At 67.8% G+C, this 22,527-nt stretch carries 23 protein-coding genes and 1 pseudogene; 10 read left to right on the forward strand and 14 right to left on the reverse strand.

The annotated features are described in order from the left end of the window. Positions 1-13 precede the first annotated feature (13 nt). Both WG924_RS09350 and secB read left to right on the forward strand, forming a co-directional pair. A complete protein-coding gene (locus WG924_RS09350) occupies positions 14-538 on the forward strand; it encodes an FxsA family protein (RefSeq protein WP_345932736.1) in 525 nt (174 codons plus the stop codon). 216 nt (positions 539-754) lie between these two features. Then, the gene (gene secB / locus WG924_RS09355) at positions 755-1,243 is read left to right on the forward strand and encodes a protein-export chaperone SecB (protein ID WP_188582618.1); all 489 of its coding nucleotides are present in this window, start codon (positions 755-757) and stop codon (positions 1,241-1,243) included. A gap of 155 nt (positions 1,244-1,398) precedes the next feature. On the opposite strand, the gene WG924_RS09360 is transcribed toward secB, so the two are convergent. From WG924_RS09360 to rsmI, 7 genes are all read right to left on the reverse strand, one after another. Continuing rightward, a complete protein-coding gene (locus WG924_RS09360; protein WP_345932737.1) occupies positions 1,399-1,932 on the reverse strand; it encodes a helix-turn-helix domain-containing protein in 534 nt (177 codons plus the stop codon). 211 nt (positions 1,933-2,143) lie between these two features. After that, a complete protein-coding gene (arsC, locus tag WG924_RS09365; protein WP_345932738.1) occupies positions 2,144-2,500 on the reverse strand; it encodes an arsenate reductase (glutaredoxin) in 357 nt (118 codons plus the stop codon). A gap of 55 nt (positions 2,501-2,555) precedes the next feature. Then, a complete protein-coding gene (gene gshB, locus WG924_RS09370) occupies positions 2,556-3,494 on the reverse strand; it encodes a glutathione synthase (protein WP_345932739.1) in 939 nt (312 codons plus the stop codon). Positions 3,495-3,520: 26 nt separating this feature from the next. Continuing rightward, positions 3,521-4,423 (reverse strand): SirB1 family protein, encoded by a 903-nt coding sequence (locus WG924_RS09375; protein WP_345932740.1) that lies wholly within the window; start codon positions 4,421-4,423, stop codon positions 3,521-3,523. Beyond that, positions 4,420-5,064: a BON domain-containing protein gene (locus WG924_RS09380; protein ID WP_345932741.1), complete on the reverse strand. Its 645-nt coding sequence runs from the start codon at positions 5,062-5,064 to the stop codon at positions 4,420-4,422. Before WG924_RS09380 ends, WG924_RS09375 begins: the two co-directional genes overlap by 4 nt. Positions 5,065-5,187: 123 nt before the next feature. Further along, positions 5,188-5,625, reverse strand: a complete 438-nt coding sequence (locus WG924_RS09385; protein ID WP_345932742.1) for a YraN family protein — start codon at positions 5,623-5,625, stop codon at positions 5,188-5,190. Then, the gene (gene rsmI, locus WG924_RS09390; protein ID WP_372044874.1) at positions 5,622-6,485 is read right to left on the reverse strand and encodes a 16S rRNA (cytidine(1402)-2'-O)-methyltransferase; all 864 of its coding nucleotides are present in this window, start codon (positions 6,483-6,485) and stop codon (positions 5,622-5,624) included. Before rsmI ends, WG924_RS09385 begins: the two co-directional genes overlap by 4 nt. A 575-nt stretch (positions 6,486-7,060) precedes the next feature. Between rsmI and WG924_RS09395 the strand changes: the two genes are divergently transcribed. Next, positions 7,061-8,308 (forward strand): penicillin-binding protein activator, encoded by a 1,248-nt coding sequence (locus WG924_RS09395; RefSeq protein ID WP_345932743.1) that lies wholly within the window; start codon positions 7,061-7,063, stop codon positions 8,306-8,308. 46 nt (positions 8,309-8,354) lie between these two features. On the opposite strand, the gene hemW is transcribed toward WG924_RS09395, so the two are convergent. The 3 genes and pseudogenes from hemW to rph all read right to left on the reverse strand — a co-directional run. Further along, positions 8,355-9,539 carry a radical SAM family heme chaperone HemW gene (hemW, locus tag WG924_RS09400; RefSeq protein ID WP_345932744.1) on the reverse strand — a complete coding sequence of 395 codons (1,185 nt, stop codon included), beginning with the start codon at positions 9,537-9,539 and terminating at the stop codon, positions 8,355-8,357. A 4-nt stretch (positions 9,540-9,543) separates the two neighbouring features. Next, entirely contained in the window at positions 9,544-10,170 is a 627-nt protein-coding gene (rdgB, locus tag WG924_RS09405) for an RdgB/HAM1 family non-canonical purine NTP pyrophosphatase (RefSeq protein WP_345932745.1), read from the reverse strand. 279 nt (positions 10,171-10,449) lie between these two features. Continuing rightward, positions 10,450-11,157, reverse strand: a pseudogene (gene rph / locus WG924_RS09410) (ribonuclease PH); the annotation flags it as partial. 364 nt (positions 11,158-11,521) lie between these two features. Between rph and hrcA the strand changes: the two are divergent. Then, the gene (hrcA, locus tag WG924_RS09415; protein WP_345932746.1) at positions 11,522-12,637 is read left to right on the forward strand and encodes a heat-inducible transcriptional repressor HrcA; all 1,116 of its coding nucleotides are present in this window, start codon (positions 11,522-11,524) and stop codon (positions 12,635-12,637) included. Positions 12,638-12,797: 160 nt separating this feature from the next. Next, complete coding sequence (gene grpE, locus WG924_RS09420; RefSeq protein ID WP_345932747.1) at positions 12,798-13,421, forward strand: nucleotide exchange factor GrpE; 624 nt, start codon at positions 12,798-12,800, stop codon at positions 13,419-13,421. 41 nt (positions 13,422-13,462) lie between these two features. Here grpE and WG924_RS09425 read toward each other — a convergent pair whose 3' ends face one another. From WG924_RS09425 to WG924_RS09435, 3 genes are read right to left on the reverse strand one after another with little or no spacing between them, the layout of a single operon-like run. Then, complete coding sequence (locus tag WG924_RS09425) at positions 13,463-14,077, reverse strand: hypothetical protein (RefSeq protein ID WP_345932748.1); 615 nt, start codon at positions 14,075-14,077, stop codon at positions 13,463-13,465. Continuing rightward, positions 14,077-14,538, reverse strand: a complete 462-nt coding sequence (locus WG924_RS09430; protein ID WP_345932749.1) for a helix-turn-helix domain-containing protein — start codon at positions 14,536-14,538, stop codon at positions 14,077-14,079. The genes WG924_RS09425 and WG924_RS09430 overlap by 1 nt, the downstream gene beginning before the upstream one ends. Before the next feature lie 6 nt (positions 14,539-14,544). Next, positions 14,545-14,940 (reverse strand): hypothetical protein, encoded by a 396-nt coding sequence (locus WG924_RS09435; RefSeq protein ID WP_345932750.1) that lies wholly within the window; start codon positions 14,938-14,940, stop codon positions 14,545-14,547. A gap of 423 nt (positions 14,941-15,363) precedes the next feature. On the opposite strand from WG924_RS09435, the gene dnaK reads away from it, so the two are divergent. The 3 genes from dnaK to dapB all read left to right on the forward strand — a co-directional run bounded on the left by dnaK (position 15,364) and on the right by dapB (position 19,614). After that, entirely contained in the window at positions 15,364-17,289 is a 1,926-nt protein-coding gene (dnaK, locus tag WG924_RS09440) for a molecular chaperone DnaK (protein WP_345932751.1), read from the forward strand. A gap of 180 nt (positions 17,290-17,469) precedes the next feature. After that, positions 17,470-18,624, forward strand: coding sequence for a molecular chaperone DnaJ (gene dnaJ / locus WG924_RS09445; protein ID WP_345932752.1), 1,155 nt, complete (start codon positions 17,470-17,472; stop codon positions 18,622-18,624). Positions 18,625-18,813: 189 nt separating this feature from the next. After that, positions 18,814-19,614, forward strand: a complete 801-nt coding sequence (gene dapB, locus WG924_RS09450; protein WP_345932816.1) for a 4-hydroxy-tetrahydrodipicolinate reductase — start codon at positions 18,814-18,816, stop codon at positions 19,612-19,614. Positions 19,615-19,625: 11 nt separating this feature from the next. On the opposite strand, the gene WG924_RS09455 is transcribed toward dapB, so the two are convergent. After that, the gene (locus WG924_RS09455; protein ID WP_345932753.1) at positions 19,626-20,549 is read right to left on the reverse strand and encodes a DMT family transporter; all 924 of its coding nucleotides are present in this window, start codon (positions 20,547-20,549) and stop codon (positions 19,626-19,628) included. A 200-nt stretch (positions 20,550-20,749) separates the two neighbouring features. On the opposite strand from WG924_RS09455, the gene WG924_RS09460 reads away from it, so the two are divergent. Together WG924_RS09460 and WG924_RS09465 are read left to right on the forward strand one after the other, a co-directional pair. Beyond that, positions 20,750-22,330 (forward strand): anti-phage dCTP deaminase, encoded by a 1,581-nt coding sequence (locus WG924_RS09460; protein WP_345932754.1) that lies wholly within the window; start codon positions 20,750-20,752, stop codon positions 22,328-22,330. Beyond that, positions 22,320-22,490: a hypothetical protein gene (locus WG924_RS09465; protein WP_345932755.1), complete on the forward strand. Its 171-nt coding sequence runs from the start codon at positions 22,320-22,322 to the stop codon at positions 22,488-22,490. The genes WG924_RS09460 and WG924_RS09465 overlap by 11 nt, the downstream gene beginning before the upstream one ends. Positions 22,491-22,527: the final 37 nt, after the last annotated feature.

The following is a 22,527-nucleotide window of genomic DNA, read 5'->3' on the forward strand; positions in this document are numbered from 1 at the left end:
GGAAAGGGCAAGCATGGTCGCCGCAGTCTCACTGCTTCTTATCCTTCTCATCACGCCGCTGGTCGAGATCGTGCTGTTCATCCAGGTGGGCGGCGAGATCGGTGCCCTGCCGACGGTGGGCCTGTGTGTGCTGACCGCGGTGATCGGTGCCTGGATGCTCCGCCGCCAGGGCCTTCGCGCGCTGATGAATGCCCGCGCCCGGCTGGAGCGCAACGAAGCCCCGGTCGACGAGGTGTTCGACGGCCTGTTCCTTGGGCTGGCGGCGGTGCTGCTGCTGGTGCCGGGCTTCTTCACCGACGCGCTGGGCGCCCTGCTGCTGGTGCCGGGCCTGCGCCGGGTGTTGCAGCGCCAGATCCAGGCCCGCGCCCGGTTCATGATGGCCACCCGCAGCGGCGGCCCCGGCCAGGGCGGCGGCACCTGGCGATCGGCTGACGGCACGGTGATCATCGAGGGTGAGTATTCGGCTCAGGAGGATGCCTCGCGCCGCCGGGACCGGCCAGGTGGTCCCGATGACGACCCGCCGCTGATCGGCCGCTGACCCGCCATGTCAGATCTGTCACCGGCCTCCGGCCACGAGCCGGCAATCTTCAACCCGCGCGGCTTGCCGTCGGGGGCGGTCTCATGTTAGGCCGAACGGGGCCGGCCCATCCGGGCGCCGTTCAACCCGGCGCCCGCCTGTTCGGGCCTGATCTTGTCCAGACCCCATCTCGTCATCAGGCACACGCCTGCGTCACCGAGCGGAGACCAGCACCCCATGGCCGACACCCAGACGCCCGAAGGCAATGATGCCGCCGGCGCCGGCACCGATGCCGCACCGCGCTTCCGTCTTGCCATCCAGTACATCAAGGACCTGTCGTTCGAGAACCCGAACGCGCCGCGCTCGCTGATCGCCTCGGCCCAGAACCGGCCGAACATCGCGGTGACGGTGAATGTCGGCGCCCAGCCACTGGGCGACAACAATTTCGAGGTCGAACTGAAGCTGTCGGCTTCGGCGAAGCACGAAGAAACCACCACCTTCCTGTGCGAACTGTCCTATGCCGGCGTGTTCATGCTGGAGAATTTCCCGCAGGAACAGGTCCAGCCCTTCCTGCTGATCGAAGGCCCGCGTCAGATCTTCCCCTTCGCGCGCCGGATCATCTCGGACGCCACCCGCGATGGCGGTTTCCCGCCGCTGATGCTGGACCCGATCGATTTCGTGCAGCTGTATCAGGCCGAACAGCAGCGCCGCAGCCAGCCGCAGTGATGGCGGCGTGACGCCGGGGCCATGCCTGCCCGCCATGCCCTGCCCGCCCTGATCTGCCCGCCCTGATCTGCCACACATGAAACGCCGCCGGTTCCCGTAGAGGGAGCCGGCGGCGTTTCATGTGTCGGGCATGCGATGGTAGGCGGTCCGTCGGGTCAGGTCGCGCGCTTGAGGCCGGCGCTCGACAGCGCCCGGATCAGATCGGTCAGGGCACGCCGCGCGGTGGGATCGGCCACCGCCTCCACCCCCGGCGTCGGCCGGGCGATGGCCAATGGCTTCGGGTCCGGCTTCGGGTCGCGCCGCCGGCGGGGGGGCACGGTCAGCGGGTCGGTGGTGTCGTCGAGCAGGGCATCCGGCGCCACCTCCAGCACCTCGGCCAGACGCACCAGCGTGCAGGCGGCAATGCGGTTGCGGCCCTTCTCATACTTCTGCAACTGCTGAAAACTGATGCCCAGGGCTGCGGCACAGCGTTCCTGAGTGAGCCCACGGGCACGCCTGATGCGGCGGATGCGCTGGCCGACGCCGGCATGAAACAGGGCGTCGGCGTCGGCAAGTGTGCCGGTTCGCGCCGATGGATGCGGCGTCCCTGCATCATCGGCCCCCGTATCCCCGGCCTCCGTATCCCCGGCCCCTGCATCTTCGGCCATGGCAGGGCTGGAACGGTGCAGGCTGTGGGTGCTGGCGTCCACGTCGGCCTCTCCCTCGGCTGGGTCGTTGCACTGTCCGTTGCGCAGCGCGTCCACGCGGCGCGCATCACGCGGATGGCGCCGCACGGAAGCCAACATGCAACGATGCTGAGAGATTAAACCATTTTTCGTGATGATCGCGCTACGTATCAATCAATGCGCGCAAAGTAAAGCAAGCTGCGTGCCGGTCGGGACGCGCGGGCCCCGCGCCTGATCAGAACAGGCTGTCGACCGCCTCGGTCGGTCGGCCGATGACCGCGCGTTGGCGGTGGATCACGACCGGGCGCTCGATCAGCTTGGGGTGGGCGGCCATGGCGGCGATCAGCGCGCTGTCGCCGATCGCCGGGTCATCCAGCCCCAGGGCCTTGTATTCCGGCTCGCCCTTGCGGATCAACGCGCGGGCATCCACGCCCAGAATGCCGAGCACCGCCGCGATCTTGACCGCGTCGGGCGGGGTGTCGAGATACCGCACCACGATGGGATTGACGCCGCGCGCGGTGAGCCGGTCGAGCACGGCCCGTGATTTCGAGCAGCGCGGATTGTGCCAGATGATGACGTCGTCGGTGGTCATGGTCCGGATCTCTCCTGGCCTGATGAACAGGGAATGGATAGCGGCCGGTGTGCCCTCAGCGCCGGCTTTCGATGGCGTCCCAGATCGAGGCGGCGAGATTGGTGCCGTCGAAGCGCTCGATCTCCTGAAGTCCGGTCGGGGAGGTGACGTTGATCTCGGTGAGATAGTCGCCGATCACGTCGATGCCGACGAAGATCAGCCCCTGGGCCTTCAGTGACGGGCCGATCGCTTCGCAGATCTCGCGCTCACGCGCGGTGAGTGAGGTCGCCTCAGGCCGGCCGCCGACATGCATGTTCGACCGCGCCTCACCCTCGGCGGGCACCCGGTTGATGGCGCCGAGCGGCTCGCCGTCGACCAGGATGATCCGCTTGTCGCCCTGGCGGACATCGGGCAGATAGCGCTGGGCGATGATCGGCTCGCGGCCCAGCCGGCTGAACACCTCGACCGCGCTGTTGAAGTTCTCGTCATCCGGGCGGATGCGGAACACGGCCGCACCGCCATTGCCATAGAGCGGCTTCAGAATGATGTCGCGGTGCTCGGCCCGGAATTCCCGCAGCGCCAGCACGTCGGTGGTGATCAGCGTCGGTGGCGCCAGGTCGGGGTAATGGGTGACCAGCAGCTTTTCGGGCGCATTGCGCACCGATGATGGATCATTCACCACCAGCGTTTTCGGATGCACATGCTCAAGCATATGGGTGGTGGTGATATAGGCCATGTCGAAGGGCGGATCCTGGCGCAGCAGCACCACATCGGTACCGGCCAGATCCCGCACCTCGGCGGCGCCCATGCGGTAATGATCGCCGGCCATGCGGCGCACGGTGATCTCGTGGCCGCGGGCGGTGACCCGGCCGTCGCGCAGCGACAGGTCGCGGGGCAGGTAATAGAACAGCCGGTGGCCGCGGCGCTCGGCTTCGAGCATCAGCGCGAAGGTGCTGTCGGCATTGATGTCGATCGACTGGATCGGGTCCATCTGGACGGCGACGGCAAGGCTCATCGAACGGTTTCCTTCACGGGGATGCGTCAGTTGATCTCGGCACGCAGGCGCTCGACCAGGGTCAGCGCACGCCGGCGGGGTTCCTCGGCGGTGGTGTTGGCGGCGAAAACCTCCAGGGCCTGCACGGCGCCCAGTTGTTCGCCAAGCCGGGCGCGCATCAGCCCCAGCTCGTACCACAGCGCCCAGTCGGTGGGGGCGATCAGCAGCATGCGGGCCAGGATGTCGCGGGCTCGTTCAAGCTCGCCGCGCCCCGACGCCCGGATCTTCAGATTGTTCTGCAGCCGCAGCAGCACCGCGCGGCGGTCGACCGCCCGGTAATGCCCGGCCTCAAGCTCGGCGGTCTCGCCCGACACCTGTTTCAGCAGCGCGCGCAGATCGGGGGTTTCCATGATCCGGCCGCCATGAAACGGATCGACCAGCACCCGGTCATGGGCGCCATCGACCCGGACCAGGAAATGCGCCGGGAAATTCACCCCCGTCACCGGCCAGCCCAGCACCTCGCCCAGATGCATGGCCAGGATGCCCAGCGCCACCGGCATGCCCCGACGGCGGATCAGCACCCGCGCCAGGCTGGCATTGTCGTCCTCGTCATAGGTCTGCTCGTCGCCGCCAAAGCCGAAGCGGCCATACAGGGTGTCGGCGATCAGCCGGGCGCGGTCGCCGGCGGCATCGTCGCTGTCGGCCGCATCGACCCCGGTCTTCAGGCCACGCGCCCGGGCCTCGGTCTCGGCGGCCAGCGCCAGTTCGTCGAGCAGGTCGCGACAGGCGGCGAGGTCGGCTGAGGGATGGTCGAGCATCGACAGCATCAGCGCGGTCTCGGCGATCGGGATCGCCTCGTCATCCAGCCGGCCGATGGCTTCCAGCCGGCGGGCGATGGCCGCGCGATCGACGGAACCCGCCCGCCCGGCAGGGGGCGTCTCTGTGCTCATGACCGTTCTCCGGCAGCGGCCGCGGGTTTGACCTGAACATGTGACACCACGCGCCTGACATTGGGGATGCCACGGGCGATCTCCACCACCCGCAGATGTTCGGCATCGCTGCTGGCCAGCCCGATCAGATAGACCACGGCGCCCGACACCTCGATGTTGTAGCTGAAGCTATTGACCGTATCGTCGGCAAGGATCGCGGCCCGGAGCCGGGTAGTGATCCAGGTGTCGCGGGCGTAATCGCCAAGATCGCCGGCCTCGGCCACCCGGACCTCGTTCATCACCGCGGTGACACCGGGCACGCCGGCGGCGATCGCCTGCGCCTCGGCCTGCCATACGGGCGTGGCAACCCGGCCGGTCAGCAGCACCCGGCCCTGATTCACCTGGATATGCACCGGGCGGTACAGCTCGTCGACCTGGCGCTCGAACAGTCGTCGGGCGATGCCGGCGCGGATATCGGCGTCCGATATCACGCCGCCGATGCCGCGTTCATCCGCCGCCGCCGATACGGCCGTCACACCGCCGGTGGCCACCGCCGGGGCGCAGGCCTGAAGCAGCCCCAGGCCGGCTGTGGCCGACAACAGGGCCAGAAGCGGCCATGGCCGGACATGTCGCGGGGGGCCGGTGATCAATTCGCTGGTCATGGGGTCAACATCTATCCGGGACCGGTGGTCGTGCGGGGTTGGGCGCATCCTAGCACCGCGATGCGCGGCAACGCCATGTGCCGGCGTGCCCGTATCCGGGGCGGGATCACTTCCGGGGCGGGATCATGGATCAAGCCGCCAGGCATCGGGCAGATGATGCGGCAGACCCAGCCGGTCAACCCAGACCAGATCGAACCGCAGGCAATCGACGCCGCCGGCACCGATCCGCGCGCCCTGGCCCAGCACCCAGGCGGCGGCGCCGGCCAGCCGCCGCCGCTGGGCGGGCATCACCGCCTCGCCGGCTGCCATCCGGTCGGGGCGGCGCTTGACCTCGACGATCGCCACCACCCGGCCGCGCCGCACCAGCAGGTCGATCTCGCCGGCCGGCGTCTTCAGCCGGCGGGCGAGCACCCGCCAGCCGCACAGCCTGAGCCGCAGCGCCGCCAGAAACTCGGCCCGCCTGCCGGCGCGTTCCGACCGGCGGCCCCGGCCGGCGCGCGCGCCGTCTGCGCGATCCCGACTTGTGCCATCCCGGCCGGAAGGCGCGCGCTCCCGGGTCATGCCGCCGGATCGTCCTGCGGATCGCAGGCGCCATCGTCGGATGCGCCGCCCAGCGCCGCCGCGCGGGCATAGAAGGCGCGCCGGGGGCTGCCGGTGATCTCGGCCAGCAGCCGGGCCGCGCGCGCGGCCCCCATCGCCTTGACCAGCGGCGGCAGCAGCTTGTCGACGGCGCCCGCATCCAGCCGGCCGGGGCCCGCGGGCAGGGCATCGTCGTCATCGGCATCGGTGGCCTCGGGCGCGCGATGGCCTTCAACCAGCAGCACGATCTCGCCCTTGGGGGTCGCGGCCTCGAACCGTGCCGCCAGCTCGGGCAGGGTGCCGCGCACCACCTCTTCAAACAGCTTGGTCAATTCGCGGGCGACGGCCGCCGGCCGCGGCCCCAGGGCCTCGGCGAGTTCGGCCAGCGTGCGGGCGATGCGGTTGGGGCTGTCATAGAACACCAGCGTCGCCGGCTCGTCCGCCAGCCGGCGGAAGCTGCGCATCCGCTCCCCCGCCTTGGCGGGCGGAAAGCCGTGGAACAGCACCCGGTCGGTGGGCAGGCCGGCGATCGACAGGGCGGCGGTCAGCGCCGATGGCCCCGGCACGGCCCGCACCTGATGGCCGGCCGCGGCGACCGCGCGCACCAGCTTGTAGCCCGGGTCCGACACCAGCGGCGTGCCGGCGTCGGAAACCAGCGCCACCCGCGCGCCTTCATCCAGCCGGCGCAGCACCTCGGGCCGCATCCGGGCGGCATTATGGTCGTGATAGGGGACGAGCTTGGCGCGGATGCCCCAATGGCTCAGCAGCCGGCCGGTGGTGCGGGTATCCTCGCACAGCACCAGATCGGCCGATGCCAGCACCTCCAGCGCCCGCGTGGTCATGTCGCCCAGATTGCCGATCGGCGTCGCGACCGCGTAGAGTCCTGGATCAAGCGGCCGTACCGTCCGCGGGCCTGCATCAAGCGGCCGTCCCGGCTTTGCCCCACGGTTGCCATGCAGGGCGTGTTGTCTCGGCAGGGGGCTGCCGTTACTCTGGTCGCCGTCGGGGGTTGCAGGGTCTGCCGCCTCCGCATCATCGTCGTCGGCCGCAGGCCCACCGGACGCCTCTGGCGCAACCGGTCGCGCCGGGCCGGTTCCGGCCGCGTCGGCCCCTGCCGCAACGACATCTGATGAGATCCGATCCTGTGATGACCGCCCATCGGCACCAAGACCTTCAGGCCCCTCTGGACCCTCAGGATTCTGTCGCTCCGCCACACCGGCCTGTCCGGGCTGGTGGTGGCCTGCTTCGTCATCTGCTTCGTCGCTCACGCGCGTCGTCATTGCGTCTCTTGCCTCTTGCGGCCCTGCTGGTTCTGGCCGCCTGTCAGACTGCCAAGGTAGAGCCGCCGGCCCCTCCGGCACAAGCGCCGCAGCCCACGGCGCCGATCACGGTGCTGCCGGAACAGCCGGTCGGGCCCGTGGCCCCGCCAAGCCCGCTGGACCTGCCGCCCCAGGCGCTGCGCGTGGGCCTGCTGGTGCCGATGTCGGGGCCGCAGGCGGGTTTCGGTCAGGCGATGATCGATGCGGCGACGCTGGCGCTGTCGGATGTGAAGGCCGATGACGTGGTGCTGCTGCCGCGTGACAGCGGTGCCGAGCCGCCACAAAGCGCCGCCGCTGCCCGTGATCTGATCGAGACCCAGGCCGCGACCGTGATCCTGGGGCCGATCTATGGCCGCAACGTGCCGGCGGTCGCCGATGTCGCCCGCCCGCGTGAGGTGCCGGTGATCGCGTTCTCCAACGACACCGGCGCGCTGCGCCCGGGCGTGCACCTGATCGGGCTGGCGCCCGAGGTGCAGGTGGAACGGGTGGTGGATTTCGCGGTCCAGCATGGCAAGACCCGCTTCGCGGCCCTGCTGCCTTATGGCCCCTATGGCGACCGGCTGGCCGAAAGCTATCGCCGGGCCGTCACCCGCACCGGCGCCGAGTTGATCGACATCGCCCGCTATTCCGATCCCGGCAGCGATGCGCAGGATGCGGTGAAGCGCCTGTCGGGCGGCCAGCCGCAACCGCCTTTCGACAGCCTGCTGCTGGCTGAGGCGGGGGAAAGGCTGCGTGCCATCGCCAGCCTGCTGCCCTATTACAGCATCGATCAGGGCGAGGTGCAGATTCTGGGCACCGCCTTGTGGCAGAACCAGCCGGTCGGCCGCGACCAGAATCTTCAGGGAGCCTGGTTCGCCGCCCCCGACCGCGCGGCCTGGGAAACCTTTGCCCGCCGTTTCAGCGCCCTGTTCGGCGCAACGCCGCCGGCGCTTGCCGGCCTTGCCTATGACGCGACCGCCCTGGCGGCGGTGCTGGGCCGCAAGGGCCAGCTTGCCCACGAACTCGACAGCCCCGACGGTTTCGCCGGCGTCAACGGCCTGTTCCGTTTCGACACCCGCGGCGGCGCCGAACATGCGCTGGCGATTTATGGTGTCGCCGCCACCGGCGCCGATCTGCTCGACCCGGCGGCCGACCGCTTCACCGCCGGCGCCCGGCCGGGTGAGGGGGTGATCCGCTCCAACCCGCTGGCAGCCCCCACGGCCCCTGCCACCCCGGCCACTCCGGCGGTGCCGGATGGCAGCGTCGCACCCACCGGCACCACGCCCGCAACCGGCAGTGTCGCTCCGTCGGCAAGTGGTGCGGCACCGACTGGTCTGGCACCGACTGGTCTGGCACCGGCGCGCTGAGGCGGCCGGGCCGGTACCGTGTTCGGTTCTCAGTTGGTTTCAGGTCTCAGTCGGGAAAGCGCGCGTCGAGATCGTCGGCAAGCAGGTGGGCGGTGAGGGTGCCCAGCACCAGCCGCCCGGATGGCGTGGCGGCCAGCCGGTCGGCGCGGTTCTGAACGAAGCCGCCCTCGATGGCCTGATCCAGCCGCCGGCGGTCGACCACCTGATCGAGTGTCAGCCCGGTGCGGCGGGCGAAGACCGCCGGGTCGATGCCCGCATCCAGCCTGAGCCCCATCATCAGCGCCTCTTCGGCCGCCCGTGCCGGCCCCACAACCACCGCCTCGTCACGGCCATGGCCATGGCTGTCGACCAGATCCAGCCAGGTCTCGGGCGCCCGCGCGCGGCGGGTCGCCTCACGCGCGCCTCCGGGGCCGGTGGGCACCCGGCCATGAGCGCCGGGGCCGATGCCGGCATAATCGGCATAGGTCCAATAGGCGAGGTTGTGGCGGCATTCGGCCCCCGGCCGGGCGTGGTTCGACACCTCATAGGCCGGCATGCCGGCTTGCGCCAGCCGGTGGTTCGTGGCCTCGAACAGATCGGCCGCGGCGTCGTCTTCCGGCAGGACCAACTCGCCCCGGGCATGGCGGGTGTGAAAGGCGGTGCCCGGCTCGATGGTCAGCTGATACAGCGACAGATGGTCGGCGGCCAGATCGAGCGCCCGGTCGAGTTCGGCCATCCAGCCGGCCATGGTCTGGTCGGGGCGGGCATAGATCAGGTCGAACGACATCCGGGGAAAGATGCTGCGGGCATTGCCGATCGCGTCCAGCGCCTCGGCCACGCCATGGGCGCGGCCCAGCGCGGCCAGCGACGCATCGTCCAGCGCCTGCACGCCGATCGACAGCCGCTCGACTCCCGCGGCGCGGAAATCGGCCAGCTTCGCCGCCTCCACCGTGGTCGGATTGGCCTCCAGGCTGATTTCGGGCGCGCCGTCGGTGGGGAACAGGGCGCGGGCGCGCTCGATGATCCGGGCGGTGGTGGCCGGGTCCATCAGCGAGGGCGTGCCACCGCCGAAGAAGATCGAGCCCAGCGGCCGCGGGCCCAGCCGGGCGGCCTCGTCCTCAAGCTCGGTCAGCAGGGCGCGTTCCCAGCGCGGGCCGTCGATGCGCGCGCGGACATGGCTGTTGAAGTCGCAATACGGGCATTTCGACACGCAGAACGGCCAGTGGACATACAGCGCCAGCGGTTCGGTCATCAGGTCACGCCCCGCCAGCGCCATCCAGGCAGGCGCGCACCAGATCGTTGAAGGCCCGCGCCCGGTGGCTGATCCGGTGCTTTTCCTCGGGCGGAAACTCGCCGAAGCTGCGGGTCTCGCCCTCGGGCACGAAAATCGGATCATAGCCGAAGCCGAAATCGCCGCGCGGCGGGAATTCCAGATGGCCGCCGATGACGCCTTCGAAGGTCTCGATATGGCCGTCGGGCCAGGCGATGGCGAGCGCGCAGACAAAGGCGGCGCTGCGGTCGGGATTGTCGCCCATCCGCGTGCGCACCAGCTCCATGGCCGCGCCGAAATCCTTCGACGGACCGGCCCAGCGGGCGGAATAGATGCCGGGCGCGCCGTCGAGTGCCGCGACCGTCATGCCGCTGTCATCGGCCAGCGCCGGCAGGCCCGATGCCTCGGCCGAGGCACGGGCCTTGAGTACGGCATTGTCGATGAAGGTCAGCCCGGTCTCATCCGGTTCCGGCAGGCCCAGATCGCCGGCCGAGACCACATCGATGCCGAACGGCGCCATCAATGCCCGGATTTCCACCACCTTGCCATGGTTGTGGCTGGCGATGACCAGACGCGGTTCGGTCAGGCGGCGGTGTGTGCGGGCATCAGTCATCGGTTCGGCATCCTGAACGGGCATCCGGTCTCAGCGATCCTTGCGGGCGGCGGCGGCAAGCGCATCGCCCAGCGTCCCCAGCGGCTTGCCGGGCTGGTTGTTCTGCTGGCTGCGATCGCCGCCGCCACCACCACTCCGATTGCCGCCACCGTGATTGCCGCCACGCCCCTGGCCGCCGCGACCGCCGCGATCCTGCGATTTGCGCTGGTTCTGGGGCTGCTGCGAGGGCGGCAGCGGCGGCGGGGTGGCGAAGTCGGTCCGGCCGGCCATGGCCGCCAGGATCGCTTCCTTCTGCATCTCGAACAGGCGGGCGGTGCCGATCTCGGCCAGTTCGACCAGACGGCGGAACTGGGCGGGCGAGAATGGATCGGCCTCGGCGGTGGCCTGCACCTCGACGATGCCGCCACCTTCGGCCAGCACGAAATTGGCATCGGCCTCGGCGCGGCTGTCTTCCTCGTAATCCAGATCCAGCACCGCCTCGCCATCGACCAGACCGCAGGAGATGGCGGCGACCGCGCGGGTGATCGGGTGCTCGGCCAGATCGCGGCTGGCGACCAGCTTCTGAAGCGCCAGCCACAGCGCCACATAGCCGCCGGTGATCGATGCGGTGCGGGTGCCGCCATCGGCCTGGATCACGTCGGCATCGACGCGGACCTGACGCTCGCCCAGCTTCTGCATGTCGACCACCGCGCGCAGGCTGCGGCCGATCAGGCGCTGGATTTCAACGGTGCGGCCCTGCTGCTTGCCCTTGGCCGCCTCGCGGTCGGTGCGGCTGTGGGTGGCGCGGGGCAGCATGCCGTATTCGGCGGTGACCCAGCCCTTGCCGGTGTTGCGCAGGAAGGGCGGCACCTTCTCTTCCACGCTCGCCGTCACCAGAACCTTGGTGTCGCCGAAATGAACCAGACACGAGCCCTCGGCATATTTGTTGACCATGGGTTCGAAGCGGATGACGCGCAGCGCGTCGGCGGCACGACCGGAAAGGCGCATGGGAAGTTCGCGCATGGGGTTCTGGGCCTCGGCAGCGGGGCGATGCACGGGCACCTGCCCTGGACGGTGGGGAGAGGGAGCGGGCGGATGAACGGCACCGCCGCCTCCGATCGGGAAAACTACGCGCTCGACGCCGGGGTTGCAATGACAGGGGGCGCGCCGTCGTGACGGGGCGACCGGGGATATTCGACACGCCCGTGGCGAAACTGGCTATCATTCCGGATCGGGGCGGTGTGGTGGCCGATATTGTGGGCGTTGACGCTGTGCGGCATGGTTCCTACATAGCGGCGACGCCGATATCGCGCCGACGATGGCGGACGGCCGCCATCGGGCTTGGCACGCGGACAGGACGGGACGGGTTGGCATGGCACGTGGCACGGGGGATCGCGAGACGATCGACCGGCAGGCACTCGAAGCGCTCGAAGGCCTGGGCGGGCCGCCGCGTGCCTTCCAGCAGATGAACGAACGCTCGCGTGAGGTCTTCCGCCACGTGGTGGATGCCTTCGTCGAGACCGGCGAACCGGTGGCCTCGCGCACCATCGCGCGGCGGCTGGGCAGCAATCTGTCCTCCGCCACCATCCGCAATGTCATGGCCGATCTTGAGGAAAGCGGGCTGCTTTACGCGCCCCATATTTCCGCCGGGCGGCTGCCGACCGAGATGGGGTTGCGGCTGTTCGTCGACGGGCTGCTGGAAGTGGGTGACCTGTCGGATGACGAGCGCCGCACCATCGATGCCCAGTGCGCCGGCGCCGGCCGCAGCGTCTCGCAGGTTCTGACCGAGGCCAGCGGCGTGGTCGCCGAGATGTCGCGCTGCGTGGGGCTGGTGATCGCGCCCAAGAGCGAGGCCGGGCTGAAGCATGTGGAATTCGTGCCGCTGTCGGACAACCGGGCACTGGTGATCCTGGTCGACGAGAACGGCGTGGTCGAGAACCGGGTGATGCCGCTGCCACCGGGTCTGCCGCCATCGAAGCTGATCGAGGCCGGCAATTATCTGAGCGCGCGGCTGCGCGGCCGCACGGTGGAAGACGCACGCGTTCTGATCGACAGCGAGATCGCCCGTAACGCCGCCGAGATCGACCAGTTGACCGCCAAGGTGGTGGAACAGGGCCTGGCGACCTGGTCGGGGGGCCATGATGACGGATTGCTGATCGTGAGCGGCCGGTCGCGGCTGCTGGAGAACGTGTCGGCCCTGTCGGATCTGGAACGTATCCGGCGGCTGATGGAGGCGCTGGAGACCAAGAAGGACATCCTGCGGCTGCTGAATGAAAGCCAGCGTGCCGAGGGGGTGCAGATCTTCATCGGGGCGGAAAGCGCATTGTTCGGCCTGAGCGGCTGTTCGGTGATCGCGGCCCCCCTGACCGACCAGAACCGGCGCTATGTCGGTGCTATCGGGGTGATCGGCCCGACCCGGGTGAATTACGCCCGGATCGTGCCGGTGGTGGATTATACCGCCAAGCTGATCGGGCGACTGATCGGTTGAGGCGGGCGGGCCACGGGATGCGTGGCCACAAGGAGCGCGCGGATCGCGGCCGGACATGCCGGGGGATCCGCCTTTCGCGGAGCGCGGCCGGGGCGGGCCACAGCCTTCAAGAGCAGCCCGGGCCGTGGGTTCGACTGAACGATGATGGAGCAGGTTCGAGATGAGTGACCAGAAGCAGGCCCCCGAGGCCGCCGAAATCACCGGCGCCGAGGCGCCCGAGATGCCGGAGACCGAAGCCGCCGAGGCGCCGGAGGCCCGGATCGCGGCGCTGGAGGCCGAGCTGGCCCAGGCCCGCGACCAGCATCTGCGCACGCTGGCCGATATGGAAAACCTGCGCCGGCGTGCCCAGCGCGAGGTTGAGGATGCCGGCAAATACGCCGTCACCCGCTTCGCCCGCGACGTGCTGTCGGTGTCGGACAATCTGGAACGCGCGGCGCTGGCGGTGCCGGCCGACAAGCGCGGCGCCGACCCGCTGGTCGACCAGTTGGCCCAGGGCATCGACATGACCTTGCAGAGCTTCCGCCAGACGCTGGAAACCCATGGCATCCGCCGGGTCGATCCGGCCGGCGAGCGCTTCGACAGCAAGCTGCATCAGGCGATGATGGAGGTCGAGGACAAGACGAAGCCGTCGGGCACCGTGGTGCAGGTGCTGCAGACCGGCTATGTCATCGCCGATCGCCTGCTGCGCCCGGCGATGGTGTCGGTGTCGCGCGGCGGGCCGAAAGAGGGCGCCGCCCCCGCCGGTGACGCCAACCCCGGCAGCCGGGTCGATACCTCGGCCTGACCACCGACGTTCACCTGACCCGTTCAAGCCCGCTAAGGCCGTCAATCCTTGTTGGCGGCTTCAGCGGGCTTGCGGCGTTTTCGGGGTTTGGTCGGCGCGGTTGTGGTGTCGGCGGCCGGGGCTGGCTGGTGTGGCCGGTCCGGGCGGTCCTGAGGATCGCGCAGCACCGGCAGGATCGGCAGATCCAGATGGGTCATGCCGGCCGCCTGCGACACCAGATTGCGGAAATAGGGATAGACCGCGAATTTACCGACCAGGCCGATGAACAGGCCGACGGCGTCGGGTTCCGCATCGTGTGGTATGTTCGAGAAGATCGCCTTGTGTTCCGCCTCGATGATCAGAATGCGGGTTTTATCCACAGCGTCGTCTGTGGCGGAGGGGGTGGATACTGCCTGGGGATCTTCGACCAGTGCCTTGGGCGCGTCGATGGTGACACACATGCTGAAGCGCCCGGTCGCGATGCCGGTTTCGAGGTCCAGATCAACCAGCGGCTCGCGACGTTCGATCAGGAAGCGCAGTTTCGGCCGATGGTCGGCCACGAGCGCCCGGGCCGCGTCGTGTGCCTCGATATCCGCCTTGGTCAGCAGGACGTCGTCGATCTGCGCATGCCGGTGAACATGATCATAGGCATCCGAACGGGCGTTGCCCGCCGCCATCAGGCAGCCACCAGCCAGGACGCGCCCGCGCCAGAGCGACGCGATGTCAACGGTTTCGTGCTGGCAGCGGGCGTCGTGGTCGATACCACCGGCCGCACATCATGGGCGGTATCCTCGCTGACAGGTTGCCAGTGCCCCTGTCGATCCATCATATCCGGCGGCATGATCGCTTCATCGGCCGCAAGCAGGGCGTCGAGTTCGTCGGTGGTGACGCGGGGCAGTTCGGCGCCCAGAGCCAGGAATACCTTCGCCAGGGTTTCGAGCGTCAGATTGGGCTGAGAGCCGAACATGTTGCTGACGCGCGATTTGCCAACCCCCAACGCGTCGGCCAGTTCCTTGTTGGACATGCCGCGGGCCTCCATCAGACGCGCGATCCGGATCTGGGTGTCGACCACGAAACTGACCGGATCGCGGTCGCGGGGGATGAGGCGGGTGAAGCCTGTTGGCTGGGGACGGGACATGTGGGTCTACTCCTGCATGTCAGAGGGCACGAGCCGTGCCCGTATCAGATCGAGGTGATCGGACATCAGCCGGTCCGCGCGAGCGATGATCGCCTTGTTCGGCTGGTTGCGCTTCTTTCCCGGATCGATGGCCGTGCAGAGAAACGTCCGTGGATGGTCCGATGGCTCCACGAAGGCGCCGTAAACCCTCAATTGATCGCGCTTGAACGCATAGATCCGATTGGTCGTCGGCAGATCTTCCAGAACGAAGTTCGTTTTCGGCAGCTTGTGCCGTCCGATCTCGCAGAATGTCTCCATGAGGGTTGTCATGTGATCGGCGCTGATGTCAGAGCGTTCCGGCACTTTGCCGGCAGCTTTCCGCGACTGTGCTTTGCAGGCGGCCTCGTCGATCGCCGCGAACACCTGTCTCAACATCCATAAGGCGTGCCATTTTCCTGAGAACACGAGGATCAGCGATTCGTCCGCCAGCGTCTCATCGCTTACCTGGGTTCACCTAAATATAAACTTGCGGAAAAAATTGTCCACGGGTATCCACGGATATGCCGCATAAGGCGCATATATCATGCGACAGCAAAGCCTGTGCGTTCAATGTCGCCGTGGATCATCATCCGGTCGGGGTTGCCGCATTTCTCGGGCCCTCCCATGGTTGCGCGCCCGCCTCCGCCCCCCTATATGACGCCCTGACCGCGACGGTGGGATGAAGTTGGGCATCGGACCGCCGCCTCGCATGGACCCTTCCAGCCATTCACAACATGGAAACGGGGGGGCCGTCGGCGCCGCTCTGTCTGGGCCGTCGGCGCCCGCTACCTGAGAGAGACCGAAACCATGAGCAAAGTCATCGGCATCGACCTGGGCACCACCAATTCTTGCGTCGCCATCATGGACGGCAAGAACGCCAAGGTGATCGAGAACAGCGAAGGTGCGCGCACGACCCCGTCGATGGTGGCGTTCACCGAAGATGACGAAATTCTGGTCGGCCAGCCGGCGAAGCGCCAGGCGGTGACCAACCCCGAGAACACCGTGTTCGCGGTGAAGCGGCTGATCGGCCGCACCTTCAACGACCCGACGACCCAGAAAGACGCCAAGATGGTCCCCTACCGGATCGTCAAGGCGGATAATGGCGACGCTTGGGTCGAGGTGCGCGGCAAGAAGCAGTCGCCGAGCCAGATCAGCGCGCAGATCCTGAAGAAGATGAAGGAGACGGCCGAAGCCTATCTGGGCGAGACCGTCACCCAGGCCGTGATCACCGTTCCGGCCTATTTCAACGACAGCCAGCGTCAGGCGACCAAGGATGCCGGCAAGATCGCCGGCCTTGAGGTGCTGCGCATCATCAACGAGCCGACGGCCGCGGCGCTGGCCTATGGGCTTGAGAAGAACGACGGCAAGACCATCGCGGTCTACGACCTTGGCGGCGGCACCTTCGACGTCTCGATCCTCGAGATCGGCGATGGCGTGTTCGAGGTGAAGTCGACCAATGGCGATACCTTCCTTGGCGGCGAAGATTTCGACATGCGGATCGTCGATTACCTCGCCGACGAGTTCAAGAAGGAGAGCGGCATCGACCTGCGCGGCGATCGTCTGGCGCTTCAGCGGCTGAAGGAAGCCGCCGAGAAGGCCAAGATCGAGCTGTCGAGCGGCATGCAGACCGAGGTCAACCTGCCCTTCATCACCGCCGATCAGTCGGGCCCGAAGCATCTGGCGATCAAGCTGACCCGCGCCAAGCTGGAAGCGCTGGTGGGCGATCTGGTCGACCGGACCATCGACCCGTGCCGCAAGGCGCTGAAGGATGCGGGCCTGACCGCCGGCGAGATCGACGAGGTCGTGCTGGTCGGTGGCCAGACCCGCATGCCCAAGGTCATCGAGAAGGTGAAGGAGTTCTTCGGTCGCGAGCCGCATCGCGGCGTGAACCCGGATGAGGTGGTCGCCATCGGCGCCGCCATCCAGGCCGCCGTGCTGAAGGGCGAGGTCAAGGACGTTCTGCTGCTCGACGTGACGCCCCTGTCGCTGGGCATCGAGACGCTGGGCGGCGTGATGACCAAGCTGATCGAGCGCAACACCACCATCCCGACCAAGAAGAGCCAGGTGTTCTCCACCGCCGATGACAACCAGACGGCGGTGACCATCCGGGTCTTCCAGGGCGAGCGCGAGATGGCCGCCGACAACAAGATGCTGGGCCAGTTCGATCTGGTCGGCATTCCGCCGGCGCCGCGGGGCGTGCCGCAGGTCGAGGTGACCTTCGACATCGACGCCAACGGCCTGGTCAATGTGTCGGCCAAGGACAAGGCGACCGGCAAGGAACAGGCGATCCGCATCCAGGCCTCCGGCGGCCTGTCGGATGCCGAGATCGAGCGGATGGTGAAGGAAGCCGAAGCCAATGCCGCCGACGACCGCAAGCGCAAGGAGCTGGTCGAGGCCCGCAACCACGCCGACGGTCTGGTGCATTCGACCGAGAAGAGCCTGGCCGAGCATGGCGACAAGATCGGCGCCGACGAGCGTTCGGCGATCGAGGATGCCGTGACCGCGCTCAAGGCCGCGCTGAACGGCGACGATGCCGACGACATCAAGCAGAAGACCGAGGCGCTGTCGGTGGCGGCCATGAAGCTTGGTGAGGCCATGTACAAGGCGAGCGAGCAGCAGGAGGGCGCCCAGGGCCCCGGTGCCGGCGCCGCCGGCGGCAAGGGCCCGGCCGATGACGGTGTGGTCGATGCCGATTTCGAGGAAGTGAAGGACGACAAGGGCGGCCGGGCCTGAGGCCCGACGCCTGATGCCACGGGCGGTCGGTGCCATATCTGGCGCCGGTCGCCCGCGGCCGTTTTGAGGGGGTGGTGCGCGGGGGTCCGGTCCGGCGTGCCCAGCCCATGATCGAAGGCTCCGGCAGAGGCGCCCGCCACCCCGGCGCGGCTGTCCCGGCTCAAGGTATAGTCCACGACCATGGCGAAGGCCGATTACTATGAAATGCTGGGTGTCGCACGCGACGCCGACGACGCCGCGCTGAAGAAGGCGTTCCGCAAGCTGGCCATGCAGTATCACCCCGACCGCAATCCGGGGGATGCCGAGGCCGAGCGACGCTTCAAGGAAATCAACGAGGCCTATGAGATCCTGAAGGATCCCAGGAAGCGCCAGGCCTATGACCAGTTCGGCCATGCCGCTTTCGAGGCGGGCATGGGCGGTGGTGGCCGTGGGCGTGGCGCCTCTGATTTCGGATCGTCCTTCGCTGATGTGTTCGAGGACATCTTCGGCGAGTTCATGGGCGGCGGGCGCGGTGGCGGCCAGCGCGGCGGTGGCCAGCGCGGCGCCGATATGCGCTTCGACCTGGATATCAGCCTGGAAGATGCCTTCAACGGCAAGCAGACCGACATCACCGTGCCGTCCTCTGCCACCTGCGAGGTCTGCGACGGATCCGGTGCCGCCGAAGGCACCCAGCCGGTCACCTGCCCGACCTGTCAGGGCCACGGCAAGGTGCGCGCGACCCAGGGCTTCTTCACCATCGAACGCACCTGCCCGGCCTGCCATGGCGTGGGGCGGGTGATCAAGGATCCATGCCGCAACTGTGGTGGCGCCGGGCGCGTGCGCCGCGACAAGACCCTGTCGGTGAACATTCCGGCCGGCGTCGAAGACGGTATGCGCATCCGGCTGTCGGGCGAAGGCGATGCCGGCGTGCGCGGCGGGCCCCCAGGCGATCTGTATATCTTCCTGTCGGTGGCGCCACATCCGGTGTTCCAGCGTGACGGCGTCGACGTGTCGTGCCGGGTGCCGATCCCGATGGTGCGCGCAACCCTGGGCGGCACGGTCGAGGTGCCGACGCTGGAAGGCGCGCGGGTGCGACTGAACATCCCGGCCGGCACCCAGTCGGGCCATCAGTTCCGCCTGCGGTCGAAAGGCATGCCGGCGGTGCAGGGGCGCGGCACCCGCGGCGACATGTATGTGATCATCACCGTCGAGACCCCGGTGAACCTGTCGGCCCGCCAGCGCGAATTGCTGGAGGAATTCGAACAGGCCGGCGACGAGGGCGGCTCGTCATCGAGCCCGCAATCGGAGGGCTTCTTCGCCAAGGTCAAGGAGTTGTGGTCGGACCTGACCGATTGACCGGCCGATCGGCTGGCCCACGATATCGGCGCGCGGCTTTCGCTGCGCGCCGATATGCGGTAGGACAGACCGGCGGGCAGGCGACACGAGGCGCGGGTTCTCACCTCGCGCCTTTTTTTGCGTGCGTGGCGATGTTTCGCCAGACGCTGGCATGATGGATCAAGCGGGAGAGACGGCAAGATGAGCGGGATCGCGATCGGGGTGGTCGGCTGTGCCGGGCGGATGGGACGTATGCTGCTGGCCACGATCGCCGCCACCGATGGCTGCCGCATCGCCGGCGGCACCGAGGCGCGAGGCAATGAGGCGGTGGGCCAGGATCTGGGCCGGTTCGCGGGCACGGACCCGCTGGGGATCCCGGTCGGCGACGACCCGGCGGCGCTGTTCGACGCGGCCGATGTGGTGATCGATTTCACCCGCCCGAAGGCGACCGTGGCCCATGCGCGGCTCGCCGCCGCCCGTGGCAAGGCGCTGGTCACCGGCACCACCGGCCTTGATGCCGGCGATGAGGCGATGCTGCGCGAGACGGCGCGTGGTGTGCCGATGGTTTATGCGCCCAACATGTCGCTGGGCGTGACGCTGCTGATGCATCTGGTTGAACAGGCGGCGGCACGGCTGGGGCCCGATTACGACATCGAAATCGTCGAGATGCATCATCGCCACAAGATCGACGCGCCATCCGGCACGGCACTGGGACTGGCGCGCGCGGCGGCGCGCGGCCGCGATGTCTCGCTGGATGATGTGGCCGATCGCGGCCGCGATGGCGATACCGGCCCGCGCCGGCGTGGTGCCATCGGCATGGCGGCGCTGCGGGGCGGCGATGTGGTCGGCGACCATCAGGTGATCTTCGCCGCCGATGGCGAGCGGCTGGAACTGGGCCACCGGGCCTCGTCGCGGGAGACCTTTGCCCGGGGCGCGGTGGCGGCGGCGATCTGGGTGGCCGGCCGCACGCCGGGGCTTTATGACATGCGCGATGTTCTGGATCTGCGCTGAGGCGCCCGAGTTCAGCGCTTGCGGCGGTTGGCGACGGTGATGGCGCAGAGGATCAGCCCAAGGGCGATGAAGGCATTCAGGCTGGGTTCCTCGCCCAGCAGCAGCATGCCCCACATCACGCCGAATGCCGGGATCAGATAATTGTTCAGCGCCACCAGAACCGCGCCGCCGCGCGCCATCAGCCGATAGAACAGCAGATAGGCGAGCCCGGTGCAGGCGACGCCCAGCAGGGTGACCGCCAGCACCGCGTCCAGCGCCGGCGCCCGGGTCCAGGGCTGTTCCAGCATCAGCGCCAGCGGCAGGGCCAGAATGGCGCCCGAGGTGAGGGTGGCGGTGGCCGAGACCAGCGGCGGCACATGACGCACCCGCTCGGCATAGAGCGAGGCGATGGCATAGCACAGCGCCGCTCCCAGGATTGCCATCTCGCCGATGCCGCCCCCCGCCTGGGTCAGCGCCGACGGCCCGACCAGCACCACCACGCCTGAAAATCCCAGGGCGATGCCGGCGATCCGGCCGGCGGTGACCGGGTTCTCGGCCGGCCGCACCACCCGCGCCAGCACCAGCGTGAACAGCGGCATCGCCGCCATCAGGATCGCCGCCACCGCCGAGGGCACATGCTGCTGCCCCCAGGCGATCAGCGAGAACGGCGCCAGATTGCCCACCGCCCCGAACACCAGGAACGGTGTCCAGCCCGCGAGCCCTGCGGGCAGGCGCAGCCCGCGCAGCCGCATGACCATGAACAGCGCGGTCGCCCCCAGCACCAGCCGCGCGACCACGATGGTCAGCGGCCCGATGGTCGGCAGCGCTGTCTTGATGAGCATGAACGACCCGCCCCACAGTGCGGCCAGCAGCACCAGGCAGCCATAATCGGCCGGCCCGAAGCCACGCGTCACCAACGGCGTCGCACCACCCAGCGGGCGTGCGTTCTGCGACATCGCGATCCTCATGAAGCGGGGGTTGCGTGGATTGCGAAACAGGCGGGGATGATCGCGCCTGGGTGCTGGCGGGTCAAGGGGAGGGTAGACGTGTCGTCTGGCATGGGGACGAGTTATGGAACGGGTAAAACAATGATGTTGAGTGTAAATGGAGGATGATTCTAAAATAAAACGATCAATGGTTAATATGAGAGCAGCCAATGGGCGCGAAAGCTTCAGAAATACAAACAAAAATTGAGCGCCCGGAAATATTTTTTGCTTTGATTGGTGCTGCCGGCACCGACCTTGCTCGGGTTGAGACGGAACTCACCCGCGCGCTCGCCGGGGTCGGCTATAGGACGGAAGCCATCCGGGTCAGTGCGCTGATCGCAGCCTGGGCGGGTCGTGCCGCGCAGCCGTGGGCAGATGAAGCTGAGCGCCTGACTTACCTGATGAATGAGGGCGATCGGATGCGCAAAGAGTCCGGCGATGGTGGCGCGCTGATGTCGCTGGTCTGTTCGGATATCAAGTCACGCCGCATACGAGTACATCAGGGGCAGCAAGCAGGCCGGGCGCAGGATCATGAACAGAGCGACATCGTTGATCTTGGAAATACGCCTGTGGCCGCCACGGCCTACATCATCCGGTCTCTGAAGCATCCCCATGAAGCAACGGTTCTGCGCCGTGTGTATGGGGAGTCGGTCTTCCTCATATCCGCCTATGCGCCGCGCAGCCAGCGGATCGAGTTCTTGGCCGGGCAGATCGCGCGCAGCCTGCGCTGCATGGTGGATGACGCTATACGGAGGAAAGCTGTCAGCCTGATTGAGATCGATGAGCGCCGACCGGGCACAGACATTGGTCAGAACCTCCGGGATGTCTTTCCACTGGCCGATGCCTTCGTGTCGATGACGCCATCCCTGCCTGACACGTTACGGCGCATCGTTGAACTGATTTTCGGCAACCCTTTCCTGACGCCACAACGCGATGAGTACTGGATGTTCCATGCGCGGGCGGCGGCGATGCGGTCGGCAGACCTGTCACGGCAGGTTGGCGCGGTCATCATCTCGCCCGATGACACCTATCTGACCGGCGGCTGCAATGACGTTCCCCGCTCAGGCGGCGGCATCTTCTGGGACGGTGATGACGAGGCTGAGGATAGCCGTGATTTCCGATTGGGCTATGACGCGAATGCGATCATGCGCAACGAGATCGTGGCGGAATTTCTCGAATGGCTCGGCACGGCCCATAAACTGAAGGAACCGGCCGAAAAAATCACGGCTGAGATCCTCACCGGGCCGCTCAAGACAGGTTTCAAGGAAACGCGGCTGGCGAATCTGATCGAATTCGGGCGTGTGGTGCATGCGGAAATGCATGCCCTGTCCGATGCCGCCCGCCGGGGTATCGGCGTCGACCGGGCCGTTCTCTACAGCACGACATTCCCCTGCCATATGTGTGCGCGGCACATACTCGCGGCTGGAATTTCCCGGGTCGTCTATATCGAACCCTATCCGAAGAGCCTCACCACCCGGCTCTACGGACAACTGATTGCAAGCGAGGCCGACGAGTGTGAGGATAAACTGCGGACGCGGTTCGAACCCTTCGTAGGGATAGCCCCTCATAATTTTCAGCGGTTGTTCGAATGGCGGCCACGGAAGGATGGTGCTGGCTATGCTCTGTCATGGGATGCGGTGGAAGCGATCCCATCGAGATCGAGCGCGACCTTCCCATATATTGACCTTGAGACGGCGGAAGCATATAGGGCCGGGCGGGATCCAGAGGAGGAGACAGACGATGTCAACTGAACTCCAGGCGACTGCGGAACGGAATCGGGCTCTCTATGAAGCGCTCCCGCAGTGGAAGCGCGCACTTCTTGAACGGGATCGTCGGCAGCGCGACGCATTGCGGGAGCGCGATCGTCAGATCGCTTCCGGTGATTATGCCTATAACGGTGCGGGTGCCTGATCTGCCGGGCGCGGCGTTTTCAGGACCGACATGCAGG

The organism is Tistrella arctica, from assembly GCF_039630945.1.
In the GTDB taxonomy this organism is placed as follows: Bacteria; Pseudomonadota; Alphaproteobacteria; order Tistrellales; family Tistrellaceae; genus Tistrella; species Tistrella bauzanensis.